At 55.7% G+C, this 11,431-nt stretch carries 12 protein-coding genes and 1 riboswitch; of the genes, 8 read left to right on the plus strand and 4 right to left on the minus strand.

Annotated features, from left to right (window positions below; all coding sequences use genetic code 11):
* Nucleotides 1-7: 7 nt before the first annotated feature.
* Nucleotides 8-1,759: a phosphomethylpyrimidine synthase ThiC gene (gene thiC, locus AC3WQH_RS15040; protein ID WP_005834379.1), complete on the minus strand. Its 1,752-nt coding sequence runs from the start codon at nucleotides 1,757-1,759 to the stop codon at nucleotides 8-10.
* A gap of 151 nt (nucleotides 1,760-1,910) precedes the next feature.
* A riboswitch (TPP riboswitch) is annotated at nucleotides 1,911-2,021 on the minus strand.
* A gap of 253 nt (nucleotides 2,022-2,274) precedes the next feature.
* Between thiC and AC3WQH_RS15045 the strand changes: the two genes are divergently transcribed.
* A complete protein-coding gene (locus AC3WQH_RS15045; RefSeq protein WP_197186721.1) occupies nucleotides 2,275-3,156 on the plus strand; it encodes a cation diffusion facilitator family transporter in 882 nt (293 codons plus the stop codon).
* 140 nt (nucleotides 3,157-3,296) lie between these two features.
* Here the strand turns inward: AC3WQH_RS15045 and ku are convergent, their stop codons facing one another.
* Nucleotides 3,297-4,265: a non-homologous end joining protein Ku gene (gene ku / locus AC3WQH_RS15050; RefSeq protein WP_007777704.1), complete on the minus strand. Its 969-nt coding sequence runs from the start codon at nucleotides 4,263-4,265 to the stop codon at nucleotides 3,297-3,299.
* 224 nt (nucleotides 4,266-4,489) lie between these two features.
* Nucleotides 4,490-4,633 carry a hypothetical protein gene (locus AC3WQH_RS15055; protein ID WP_005834373.1) on the minus strand — a complete coding sequence of 48 codons (144 nt, stop codon included), beginning with the start codon at nucleotides 4,631-4,633 and terminating at the stop codon, nucleotides 4,490-4,492.
* A 401-nt stretch (nucleotides 4,634-5,034) separates the two neighbouring features.
* Here AC3WQH_RS15055 and rsmD point away from each other — a divergent pair, with 401 nt between their 5' ends.
* Together rsmD and coaD are read left to right on the plus strand one after the other, a co-directional pair.
* Complete coding sequence (gene rsmD, locus AC3WQH_RS15060; RefSeq protein WP_005834371.1) at nucleotides 5,035-5,601, plus strand: 16S rRNA (guanine(966)-N(2))-methyltransferase RsmD; 567 nt, start codon at nucleotides 5,035-5,037, stop codon at nucleotides 5,599-5,601.
* A gap of 29 nt (nucleotides 5,602-5,630) precedes the next feature.
* A complete protein-coding gene (coaD, locus tag AC3WQH_RS15065; RefSeq protein ID WP_429787661.1) occupies nucleotides 5,631-6,113 on the plus strand; it encodes a pantetheine-phosphate adenylyltransferase in 483 nt (160 codons plus the stop codon).
* A 16-nt stretch (nucleotides 6,114-6,129) separates the two neighbouring features.
* Here coaD and ylbJ read toward each other — a convergent pair whose 3' ends face one another.
* Nucleotides 6,130-7,362, minus strand: coding sequence for a sporulation integral membrane protein YlbJ (gene ylbJ, locus AC3WQH_RS15070; protein WP_007777707.1), 1,233 nt, complete (start codon nucleotides 7,360-7,362; stop codon nucleotides 6,130-6,132).
* Between the two features lie 135 nt (nucleotides 7,363-7,497).
* Between ylbJ and AC3WQH_RS15075 the strand changes: the two genes are divergently transcribed.
* The 5 genes from AC3WQH_RS15075 to AC3WQH_RS15095 all read left to right on the plus strand — a co-directional run bounded on the left by AC3WQH_RS15075 (nucleotide 7,498) and on the right by AC3WQH_RS15095 (nucleotide 11,183).
* Nucleotides 7,498-8,292, plus strand: a complete 795-nt coding sequence (locus AC3WQH_RS15075) for a patatin-like phospholipase family protein (RefSeq protein WP_005834363.1) — start codon at nucleotides 7,498-7,500, stop codon at nucleotides 8,290-8,292.
* Nucleotides 8,289-9,356 (plus strand): SepM family pheromone-processing serine protease, encoded by a 1,068-nt coding sequence (locus tag AC3WQH_RS15080; protein ID WP_026557333.1) that lies wholly within the window; start codon nucleotides 8,289-8,291, stop codon nucleotides 9,354-9,356. Before AC3WQH_RS15075 ends, AC3WQH_RS15080 begins: the two co-directional genes overlap by 4 nt.
* Nucleotides 9,357-9,440: 84 nt before the next feature.
* Complete coding sequence (locus tag AC3WQH_RS15085) at nucleotides 9,441-9,959, plus strand: YceD family protein (RefSeq protein WP_005834359.1); 519 nt, start codon at nucleotides 9,441-9,443, stop codon at nucleotides 9,957-9,959.
* A 138-nt stretch (nucleotides 9,960-10,097) separates the two neighbouring features.
* Nucleotides 10,098-10,268, plus strand: a complete 171-nt coding sequence (gene rpmF, locus AC3WQH_RS15090; protein ID WP_005834357.1) for a 50S ribosomal protein L32 — start codon at nucleotides 10,098-10,100, stop codon at nucleotides 10,266-10,268.
* A gap of 153 nt (nucleotides 10,269-10,421) precedes the next feature.
* Nucleotides 10,422-11,183, plus strand: a complete 762-nt coding sequence (locus tag AC3WQH_RS15095; RefSeq protein WP_005834353.1) for a DeoR/GlpR family DNA-binding transcription regulator — start codon at nucleotides 10,422-10,424, stop codon at nucleotides 11,181-11,183.
* Nucleotides 11,184-11,431: the final 248 nt, after the last annotated feature.

Genomic DNA, 11,431 nt, shown 5'->3' on the forward strand with positions numbered 1-11,431 from the left:
CGGGCGCTTATTTGTACAGTTGACTTCCTTGCTCGCGAAATTCGCGGGCTTTTTCTTGCAGGCCCGCTGCGATGGCGGCAGGCTCGATCCGCTCCTGCTCCTGGGCCTGGTGGCGGATGTCGTGCGAGATTTTCATGCTGCAAAATTTCGGGCCGCACATCGAGCAAAAATGCGCGGACTTCGCTGCTTCGGCAGGCAGCGTCTCATCGTGGTATTCGCGGGCGCGCTCGGGGTCGAGCGACAGGTTGAACTGGTCGTTCCAGCGAAACTCGAAGCGGGCTTTGGACAAAGCGTCGTCGCGCTGTTTTGCTCGCGGGTGGCCTTTGGCCAAATCCGCTGCATGAGCGGCGATTTTATAGGCGATGAGACCGTTGCGCACGTCTTCCTTGTTCGGCAGGCCGAGATGCTCCTTGGGCGTGACGTAGCAGAGCATCGCGGTGCCAAACCAGCCGATCATCGCGGCACCAATCGCCGAGGTGATGTGGTCGTAGCCGGGCGCGATGTCTGTCGTCAACGGCCCGAGCGTATAAAAAGGCGCCTCGTGGCAAATCGCTAGTTGTTTGTCCATGTTTTCGCGAATGAGGTGCATCGGGACGTGGCCGGGTCCTTCAATCATCACCTGCACGTCGTGCTTCCAGGCGATTTTCGTCAGCTCGCCGAGTGTCTCTAGTTCGGCAAACTGGGCCTCGTCATTCGCATCTGCAATCGAGCCGGGGCGCAAGCCGTCTCCAAGCGACACGCTGATGTCATACGCCTTGAGAATCTCGCAAATCTCTTCGAAATGCGTGTACAAAAAGTTTTCCTCGTGATGGGCGAGACACCACGCAGCCAGAATGGAGCCGCCGCGCGAGACGATTCCGGTCACGCGCTTCGCGGTCAGCGGAATGTAGCGGAGCAGGACGCCGGCGTGAATGGTGAAATAATCGACGCCTTGCTCTGCCTGTTCAATCAGCGTGTCCCGGTAGACTTCCCAGGTCAAATCCTCCGCTTTGCCGTTCACTTTTTCAAGCGCCTGGTAAATCGGTACGGTTCCGACAGGCACCGGGCTGTTGCGGATGATCCACTCGCGCGTCGTGTGGATGTGCTTTCCGGTCGACAAGTCCATGATCGTGTCCGCGCCCCAGCGCACCGACCAGATCATTTTTTCGACTTCTTCTTCCATTGAGGAGCTGACGGCAGAAGTGCCGATGTTGGCGTTGACCTTGACGTGAAAATTCCGGCCGATAATCATCGGCTCCGCTTCCGGATGATTGATATTGGCGGGAATGATCGCGCGGCCTGCCGCCACCTCAGCCCGGACGAACTCCGGCGTGACGCCTTCGCGGATGGCGATGTACTCCATCTCCGGCGTGATGATGTGACGGCGGGCGTAGTGAAGCTGGGTGACCGTCTTGCCTGGCTTCGCCCGTCTCGGCTGATAGCCTTCGCGCGGGAAAGCGGGCATCTTCCCTGCGCTGTCGGCGTTGCGGATTCCGTCGTCCACAGGCTTTGGCTCGCGGCCGGCATAGCTCTCCGTATCGTCGCGCTCCTCGATCCAGCGCTGGCGCACGAGCGGCAGCCCTTTGTTGATGTCGGCGACATAACCTTCGGCCGTGTATTCGCCGCTTGTGTCGTACACGCGCAACGGCGGGTTTGGCGTGGTGCCGTACAGCCCCTCGGTAGGCGATAGCGCAATTTCGCGCATCGGCACGCGAATGTCGGGGCGGCTGCCTACCTCGTATACTTTGCGGCTTCCGGGAAAAGATGAAATGGATGACATAAAAAAACCTCCTTGGCTTGGTTGCACGAAAGCGCGAACCTTGTAGGGAGGCGAAAGAGGCCCGTCGCGAAAAAACGCCGCATGGGAACATGCGACGCCAGACGCGAGAGTAGAGAAGAGACGGGTATCCGAAAAAAAGATACGCGTCGCTAATCTGTCATATGGACATTCCTCCGCTGGCATTACCCAGTTCAGGTTCAACGGTCGATGGCACAGTACCATCCTCTCAGCCTGGTGATTTCCAAGCTCCCGTGCTTGTTTTTGGTTGTCGTTGCAAGATTAGGATACCGGAGAACAGCCGTGCTTGGCAAGAAAAAGTTTCCAACAAAAATTGCCACAGGGCAACACATTTTCCCCCCCTCTATACTCATGAATCGGACTAAAACTGTTTCTGTAGACCCACACGAATTGCGTCTGGTACGATGAAATTCGAAAAAACGAGAAACTGCTTTTATACGTTCTGTTCTAAGGCTTTGGGCGAATAGGGCGATTGAGATTTTTTGAGGTGATGGAGTGTGGATGTATATTCGGATCTGAAGCAAGGAGAGCGGGGCGCGTGGGTCAGCATTATCGCCTATATTTTCTGCTCGGCGTTAAAAATAGGGGTTGCGGTGCTGACAGGCTCGGCAGCGTTAATGGCGGACGGGCTGAACAACTCGACGGACGTGGTGGCGTCGATTGCCGTGCTGATCGGGCTGCGCATTGCCCGCAAGCCGCCGGATCGCGACCATCCGTACGGCCATTTTCGCGCGGAGACGATCTCTGCCCTGGTCGCGTCGCTCATCATGCTGTTTGTCGGGCTGGAGGTCATTACCGGAGCGATTCCGACGCTGTTTGATACAAACCACACTGCTCCCGACTTGTTGGCAGGCTGGACGGCGCTGGCGACTGCGGTCATTATGCTCGGGGTCTATCGGTACAATCACCAACTCGCCGTGAAAACGAACAGCCAGGCGTTGCTCGCGGCCGCTGCCGACAACCGCTCGGATGCCTTCGTCAGCATCGGGACGTTTGTCGGAGTGGCGGGCGCGCAGTTCCAACTGCATTGGCTCGACCCGCTAGCAGCGCTCGTGGTCGGGGTGATTATCCTGAAGACGGCGTGGGATATTTTCCGGGAGGCGACGCATCGCTTAACAGATGGCTTCGATGAAGGGCAACTGGAGGAGCTGAAGGAGACGATCTTCTCCATTTCCGGGGTGAAAGCGATCAGCGACATCAAGGCGCGTTATCACGGCAGCAGCGTGCTCGTTGACGTCGTGATCCACGTCGATCCGCAGTTGAACGTAGTAGAAAGCCACACCATCACCGAAAATATCGAAGAACGGATGAAACGTGTGCACAAAATCAATACGGTTCACATTCATATCGAACCGGAACAACAGCTCGCAAAAAGATAAGCAAAAACCTGTCCGCAAATGGGGCAGGTTTTTTTGCGCAGACGTTATCCGGTAAGGCTAAGGCGTCGCCAATGGCTGCGCGCAAGCCAAGTGTTCTGCTTATGGCTTCGCACCGCACCACCAACTGTTCCAACGCCGCTTTACACAGGAGTGGCTTTTTTGCGGCGAAGCGTTTTCGTTGTCGAGGTCGGACCGGGACTCGATTTCCCCACCGCTTCTTTGGCAGGGGAGGCTGTCTTGTCCGCTTTCTCCGCAGAAGCGGCCCGTTTGCGCCCTGCTTTCGGCTTCGCGGCTGCCGGGGCAGGCTCCGGCGCAAGCTTCACGGGACTGCCCGTAGTGCCTGCTGTCGAGGCCAGGCTTTCCTTCAAAGCTTGCATCAGGTCGATCACATTCGTGCGCGCAACCGTCGGAGCGGTGGCGATCTCCTGGCCCTCCAGCTTTTTCTCGATCATTTTTTGCAACTCGACGCGGTATTCGTCGGTGTACTTGGCGGGATCGAACGGAACGGTCATGTTGCCGATCAGCTCTGTCGCCATTTTCAGTTCGTTTTCCGCGAGCGGGACAGTAGCCTCCGGCAAGGCGGGCACTTGACTGACCGGGCGCACCTCGTCCGGGTAAAAAATCGTTTCCAGCATGATGCAATGCTCGTACAGCCGAATGACGGCGAGACTTTGCCGATTGCGCATCGTCACCTGGGCGACGGCGATCTTTCCGGTCTGCTCCATGGCGGCGCGCAGCAGCGCATACGCCTTTTCTCCCGTATCTTGCGGAGACAGGAAGTAGCTTTTGTCAAAGTAAACCGGGTCGATCTCCGACAAGTCCACGAAGTCGAGAATTTCAATGGCGCGGCGCGTCTCGGGCGTGATCGCCTCCAGGTCTTCGTCGTTAATCATGACAAAATGGCCTTTTTCGTACTCGTACCCGCGGACGATTTCGCTCGGTTCCACTTCCCGCTGGCAATGCGGGCACATTTTGGCGTATTTGATCGGGGTGTTGCATTCCTTGTGCAGTTGGCGAAAGCGAATGTCCCGTTCCTCTGTTGCCGTAAACATGCGGACGGGTATATTGACCAGGCCGAAGCTGATTGAGCCTTTCCAGACGGTGTGCATATGATTCCTCCAGTACGGACTGTTTTTGTTTATTGTTTGTAGCCGACAAGCGGATGCCGCGAGGGAAATGCAGGCGGGGAAACATTGTCATCGTCGCCAGCCGGCATGGAAATAGCGAAGAACTGTAAACGTAGACAAAAAAACTGCACCTCCAACTGTTAGGTGTATCTAACAATCGGGTGCAGTTCAGATGTAGCGACTGGCTTTTTTAGCTTGTGTTCGCGTTATTGGCCGTGCTTGATAATGTCGGACTGGTCCGCGCGCGACTGCATTTCCCGCGCTTGCTCGACGCCTGTTCCGGTACGGTCGGCAATGGACTGGGCCTTGGACGCTTTCAGCTTTTGCGCGGACGGTTGTTTTTCTGCCATGTCGATTCCCCCTTTTGGAATAGGTGCAAGTAGTATGCTCCCCCTGCGGGCAAAAAAATACCCCCTCGCCAAAAGACGATGGGGCAGCGGTTCAACTCCTCCCGCGCGGGGAGCGTCGGCACGGAATGCTCCTATCAGACACGCCGTGCGCCAAAGTGAACTGCCTTTCAATTATGGGAGAGGAGAAACCGGAGGAAGAGCTTATGGGGAAACGTAAGTCTTCTCCGCGGTTGTCAGCGACACCGTTGCGTCGCTATCCATCATGTTTTCCAATCTTTGTGCATTCTATACGCGCAATCCGCCATAAATTTTCCAGTTGCCAATTTTACGGGGGTAGGCAGTTGTGATAGTATGATATCAGCTTTTATCCCTTATAACTTCTTTGAACAGGTGAAATCATTATGCGCGTCATCGCGGGAGAACACAGAGGTAGAAAACTGGCCGCCGTCCCAGGTAGCGGGACGCGGCCGACGACCGACAAGGTTAAGGAATCGATTTTTAACATGATCGGCCCGTATTTTGACGGGGGCTGGGCATTGGATTTGTACGCCGGAACAGGCAGCCTGGGCATCGAGGCGCTGAGCCGGGGAGCGGACAAGGCTGTCTTTGTTGAGCGGGATGCAAAAGCGTTCGCCGTCGTCAAGCAAAATGTCAGCGCCTGCCGACTGGACGAGTACGCCGAGCTTTACCGCATGGATGCGGAGCGGGCGATCCGGCAGTTGGCCAAGCGCGCCCAGCCGTTCGAGCTCGTTTTTCTCGACCCTCCGTACGCGAAGCAACGAATCGTGGAAGAGATCGAGCAACTGCAAGCGCTCGGCCTGCTCGCAGAAGGCGCCTGGATCGTGGCGGAGCACGACAGCAAAGACGCTTTTCCCGATGCGATCGGCGATTGCGTCAAGGATCGGCAAGCGACCTACGGTGATACGGCTGTCACCTTGTATTATTACGATCCGCAAAAGGAAGCGTAAGCACCAGCACACGAAAAGGAGGAAACAAAATGGCGATCGCCGTTTGCTCGGGAAGCTTTGACCCTGTGACCTACGGACATCTCGATATTATCAGTCGGGGGGCCAAGGTGTTTGACAAAGTAATCGTAGCCGTTTTGATTAATTCCAAAAAAAATTCCCTGTTCAGCGTGGACGAGCGCGTCGAGATGCTTCGCCAGGTGACAGCGGACATGGACAATGTGGAGATCGACTCGTTTGACGGTCTGTTGATCGACTACATGAACAGGCGCGGAGCCAAAGTCATCATTCGCGGTCTGCGCGCCGTCTCCGACTTTGAATACGAGATGCAGGTTGCCTCGATCAACAAGAAGCTCGACGACCAGATCGAGACGTTTTTCATGATGACCAGCAACCAGTACTCGTATTTAAGCTCCAGCATCGTGAAGGAAGTGGCGAGATACAAGGCGAGTGTTGCCGATCTCGTGCCGTCAGCCGTCGAAGAGGCGCTCAAGCGAAAAATGGCCCAGTTGTAAACGGGAAAGAAGCCGTTTATCTCGTCTTGCCGCTTTGAACATAGCGGGCCAGCAAGCTGATCGCAAACAGCAGGACAGCTACGCCGACTGCGAGCGTGCCGGAAAAAGCGATCGTCTCCCACCAACTCGTAACGGGGATTCCCGCTGTGGTCGGCATGAAGACGGGAACGCTTTTTTCCAGAAACCACGTACTGACCTTGACCAGCGGCTGCCAGAAGACAAACGTCAAAATCGCCGCCAACACGGCGTGCAGGGCACGGGCGATGAAATAAGGCGCTACGCGAATATCGGTTTCGCTGAGAATGCTCGCCACTTGCGCATGGACGCTCAGGCCGCCCCAGGAAAGCACGGCGCTGGCGATGGCCGCCTTCCAGACCATGGAGACGCCGTCAGGTACGACGCTGGCTGCTTGCGCGCCCAGCGTGACCTCGAACAGCCCGGCGACGATCGCCTGGGAAAAGGCAGGCGGAAAGCCGAAGGGGCCGAGAAAGATGGCGAGCAGCGTGCTAATCATCTGCGTCAGGTGAATGGCGGCAAACAGTTGGATCAAGACGGAAAAGACGATGATAAAGCCGCCGATCATGAACAGCGTGTTCAGCGCGGACTGCACGGCATCGCCCATCAGCTTGCCGAACGGCCGCCCGTCGCGGATTCGCGCGCGGTGCATCGCTTGCAGCGCCCGAAGCGGCAGCGGCAGGCTCGTTTTTTCCAATGGCTTCGAGACGGCGGCAAACGGAGCGTGGAAGCGGGAAACAAGCCCCATGATGATTGCCGACAAATAGTGGGTCAAGGCCAGGACGATCCCCATTTGTTCGCTGTGAAAAAAGCCGATGGCGACCGCTCCCATGACAAACAGCGGATCGCCCGTCGTCGTAAACGATACGAGCCGCTCTCCTTCGGCTTTCGACACGCTGCCCTGCTGGCGCAAGCGGGTCGTCAGCTTGGCGGCCACCGGATACCCCGAGGAAAAGCCCATGGCGAGCACGAAGCCGCCTGTGCCGGGGACGTTGAACAAAGGGCGCATCAACGGTTCGAGCAGCACGCCGACAAAGTGGACCACGCCCAGTCCCATCAATACTTCGGAGAGGACGATAAACGGGAGGGTAGAGGGAAAGACGACTTCCCACCAGATTTTGAGTCCGCGGACGGCAGCTTCAAACGAAATTTGCGAATAAATCACCAAAGTCAGGACGAGCGCGACAGTCGAGAGGGCAAGCAACAGGGTGAAAATCGGTGAGTGGCGTGACATGGAATCCTCCTGTGTCGACGAAAAGATCATAGTACATGTCTACGTGGCAGCGGGATGATCTATGCGTGAGCTTGTGTCTTTCCAGTGTGAAAGGAACGGGGAGTGGCCACATAGGCTGTTACAGGAGGTGTTTGCATGACGGCGAAGCGAAAGCCAATCGTGGGAGTGGCGCTAGGCTCAGGCGGAGCCCGCGGTTTTGCGCACATTGGCGTCTTGAAAGCATTGGAAGCGCACGGTGTAGAGATCGACATGCTCGCGGGAAGCAGCATGGGAAGTTTGATCGCGGCGGTGTATGCGAACGGGATCGAGCCGCACATGATGGGAAAACTGGCGCAAAACCTCAAGCGCAAGCACTGGCTTGACTTGACTGTACCGAGCATGGGTTTTGTGGCGGGAGAAAAAATCAAGCAACTGATTAAACTGCTCACCCACGGCAAGCGGATGGAGGAGCTGCAAAAGCCACTGGCGATCGTGGCGACAGATATCGAATCGGGCGAGCGGGTCGTTTTTCGCGAAGGGCCGATCGATCAGGCGGTCAGGGCGAGCATTTCCATTCCGGGCATTTTCGTTCCGGAAAAGGTAGGCGGGCGGCTTCTCGTCGACGGAGGAGTCATCGACCGCGTGCCGGTGACGGTGTTAAAAGACATGGGAGCAGACATCGTCATTGCCGTCGACGTCGCGCAGGTCGATACGCCGATGAAAGTGAGCAGCATTTTTGATGTCATCGCGCAGACGATCGATGTCATGGAACGAGAAATTTTGCGCCATCGGATCATCGCGGCAGACATCGTAATCCGCCCGGATGTTGGACACTATAGCAGTATCGCCTACTCTGGCGTGGAGGAAATTATCGAGCTGGGCGAACGCGAGGGTGCAGCACAGGCAGAGCGCATCCAGCAACTGATTGCGAACTGGGAGGAAAGCGGATGAGCGAGGAACAGCTTTATGGACAAAGACGCAGATCAAGAGCGGGCAGAGGCTTTAGCTGGGTTCTTGCCTTGATCGTTGCACTGGTAGGACTTTCTTTTTTTATCCCGACAAATTACTACGTGACCCGGCCAGGTTCGGCGATTGAGCTGGGGCCGATGATTGATGTGGAGGGCGGCAAAAAGGACGAGACAGGCGCGTTCATGCTCACCACCGTGCGGATGGGCGAGGCCAATCTGGCCTGGTACGTCTACGCCAACCTGTCTCCCGATGCGGAATTGATGCCAAAGGAGCTGGTCGTAAGCAAAGGCGAGGACAACGAAGACTTCGTCCGCCGCGAGCAGGCGGTGATGGACAATTCGCAAAAGATCGCCGAGGCCGTAGCTTTCCGCCTGGCAGGCTACGAGGTGAAGGTCGAGAAGGAAGGCGTCTGGGTGATGGGGACGCTGGACGGCCTGCCTGCCAAAAAAGTGCTGAAGATCGGCGACATCATCACGGCTGTCGACGGCGTTCGCACCGCCGAAGCCAAAGACCTGCTGCAAGCTCTCGCAAGCAAAAAGGCCGGCGATCAGGTGGAAATTACATACACGAGAGATGGACAAGAAGCCAAAACGGTGGTAACCTTGGTACCACTGCCGGAGTCAAAGTCCGTCGGGATCGGAGTGCGTCCTGACAACAAGCAGCAGATCGTCATACCGAAAAAAGTGACCATCGCGTCGCAGGGCATTGGCGGCCCGTCTGCCGGACTGATGATGGCGCTGGAAATTTTGGATCAGCTCGATACGGCGAAAGATTTGACAAAAGGCTATAAAATTGCCGGTACAGGCACCATTTCATTGGATGGGACAGTAGGCCGAATCGGCGGGATCAATCACAAGGTCATCGCAGCCGACAAGGCGGGGGCGGAGATTTTCTTCGCGCCTCAGGATACGCCTGATGCAACCTCCAATTATCAGGAAGCCCTGGCTACCGCCAAACGGATCGGAACCTCCATGCAGATCGTTCCTGTCAAAAATGTTGCGGATGCCATTGCGTATCTGGATGGACGAAAACCGAAATCTTCCTGAGCAAACAAGCTGTCAAGGAAAAATGGTTGACAAAGCTTTTTGCACGGGCTATAATCATCCTTGTTGTGCATGAGGTGAAGTGCTATGAACATTAAGTTAGCAGAGTTGGAACACCGAAAAGGAGAGCCATTGCCGTTTCAGTTGACGCTCGACGCAGCGGAGCTGAAAAATCGCCATCAGGAAATTCGCGGGATTACGCCTGTGAACGCAGAGGGCGAGGCTGTACAGCTCGGCAATCTCTACTATGTAAAAGGCAGCATGAAGGCGGATGTCGATTTTGTGTGCGCCCGGTGCCTGAATCCTTTTACCCATCACGCAGCAGTCGACTTCTCCGAAACCTTTGCACTAGCGGATGATCCGGTGCTGGGCGAGGACGAAGACAGCGATATCCTGCCGCTGGAGGGCGACGAAATCGAGCTGACCGCTCTGTTGCAAGAGGACTTTTTGCTTGCGATGCCGACCTTCCCGTTGTGCGAGGAAGACTGCAAAGGATTGTGCCCGACTTGCGGAGTGAACCGCAACGAAGTGGCATGTAGCTGCAAGAATGAGCGGATCGACCCGCGCTTGGCCGGGTTGGCGGACTTTTTCAAGGACAGCAAGTAGTATTCTACCGTTTTCAAGGTGAGGCGCCGGTCTTCGGATGCAGCGTCTCATTTTTGAAGGATGGCATAAGCATTTTGCCTATACTATCCACCCAATAGAGCATCTTAGCATTTGTCAGTTGAAGGAGGTGTAAGGAAGATGGCAGTACCTCAACGGAGAACTTCCAAAACCCGTAAAAGAATGCGTCGTACGCACTTCAAATTAGAGATTCCAGGCATGATCAAATGCGATAATTGCAGCGAATACAAGCTTGCGCATCGTGTTTGCCCAAGCTGCGGTCACTACAAAGGTGTGAAAGTGGCAAAGTAAGCTTTGCTGCGTAAAAAGTGAGGTGAGCAATCACCTTGCTTTTTTTGTGCGCTCATTTCGCTTATCATTACTTATTAATACTTACATATATTGCTTAAAATGTGCAAATGACTTACAATGAAGGAGAAAGGCTGAGGATGGAGTGAAATCGTGATGTACCAAGAGGAACGTTTGGCCGCGATCTTGCAGTATTTGCAAGAGCATCAGCGCATCAGCGTGCAGGAGGTCGTGGAAAAGTTCTCCGTCTCCCGCGACACAGCGAGGCGTGACATCGTCAAGCTGGAGGAGCAGGGCGAGATTTTGCGCACGCGCGGCGGAGCGATTTTGCCCAGCTTGAGCAAAAAAAGCTATTCGCATCAGGAGCGGATGCAGCTCGACCTGTCGGGCAAGCGCCGGATTGCGCAGGCAGCAGCCCGCCTGATAAAAGACGGCGATTATTTGCTGCTCGACGCGTCGACGACCGTGCAACTGACGGTAGAATCGCTGCAGACGAAAGACCATGTCATCATCACGAACTCGCTCGCGACAGCCGCCAGTGTGGCGCGCAAGGATGGCGTGCTTGTGAAGCTGCTCGGCGGGGACGTCAACCCGGAGGATCAGTGCGTGCACGGCACCCGTACCATTGAAAACTTGGCGGATTACCATGTAGACAAGGTGCTGGTTGGCGCATGTGGACTCACGACGAGCGGCCTCGTCTCGACGAATGAAGATCACGGCTATCTCATTCGGGAAATGATTCAGCGGGCCGATCAGGTCATCATTCTCGCCGACCATACCAAGTTCGGGAAGAGCATGCTGTACCGCGTAGCCAGCCTGGAGCGAATCGACATGATCGTGACAGACCGCCAGCCTGGGCGGGAGATGGCAGAGGCGCTGGAAAAAAACGAAGTGGAAGTCATAGTCGCAAACGAGTAGGCGACGATTTTTCAAAGAGCGGATAGATTTCACCTGGCTGGCGTGAAGGGAAGCCCCGCGTGACAGCAGGTGGATTTATCAGGGAAGGTTCTTCTTGCGGGAAGAATCTTCTCTTTTTTGCTTGCAAGGACAAAGACGGCCTGCTATCCTAAAAATCCTGACTTTTCCACGAGGAGCCATTCCTGTAATGAAGAAATTTGAGCTTTGAAAGAAAAAAGCGCCTCCTGTATGCTGGGTCTTGGAATGGT

The organism is Brevibacillus sp. FW301-21C12A (genome assembly GCF_058788915.1).

Coding starts and splice junctions, on each gene's coding strand:
- thiC (WP_005834379.1), bottom strand. CDS start 1,759: ATGTCATCCATTTCATCTTTTCCCGGAAGCCGCAAAGTATACGAGGTA.
- ku (WP_007777704.1), bottom strand. CDS start 4,265: ATGCACACCGTCTGGAAAGGCTCAATCAGCTTCGGCCTGGTCAATATA.
- AC3WQH_RS15055 (WP_005834373.1), bottom strand. CDS start 4,633: ATGGCAGAAAAACAACCGTCCGCGCAAAAGCTGAAAGCGTCCAAGGCC.
- rsmD (WP_005834371.1), top strand. CDS start 5,035: ATGCGCGTCATCGCGGGAGAACACAGAGGTAGAAAACTGGCCGCCGTC.
- coaD (WP_429787661.1), top strand. CDS start 5,631: ATGGCGATCGCCGTTTGCTCGGGAAGCTTTGACCCTGTGACCTACGGA.
- ylbJ (WP_007777707.1), bottom strand. CDS start 7,362: ATGTCACGCCACTCACCGATTTTCACCCTGTTGCTTGCCCTCTCGACT.
- AC3WQH_RS15075 (WP_005834363.1), top strand. CDS start 7,498: ATGACGGCGAAGCGAAAGCCAATCGTGGGAGTGGCGCTAGGCTCAGGC.
- AC3WQH_RS15080 (WP_026557333.1), top strand. CDS start 8,289: ATGAGCGAGGAACAGCTTTATGGACAAAGACGCAGATCAAGAGCGGGC.
- AC3WQH_RS15085 (WP_005834359.1), top strand. CDS start 9,441: ATGAACATTAAGTTAGCAGAGTTGGAACACCGAAAAGGAGAGCCATTG.
- rpmF (WP_005834357.1), top strand. CDS start 10,098: ATGGCAGTACCTCAACGGAGAACTTCCAAAACCCGTAAAAGAATGCGT.
- AC3WQH_RS15095 (WP_005834353.1), top strand. CDS start 10,422: ATGTACCAAGAGGAACGTTTGGCCGCGATCTTGCAGTATTTGCAAGAG.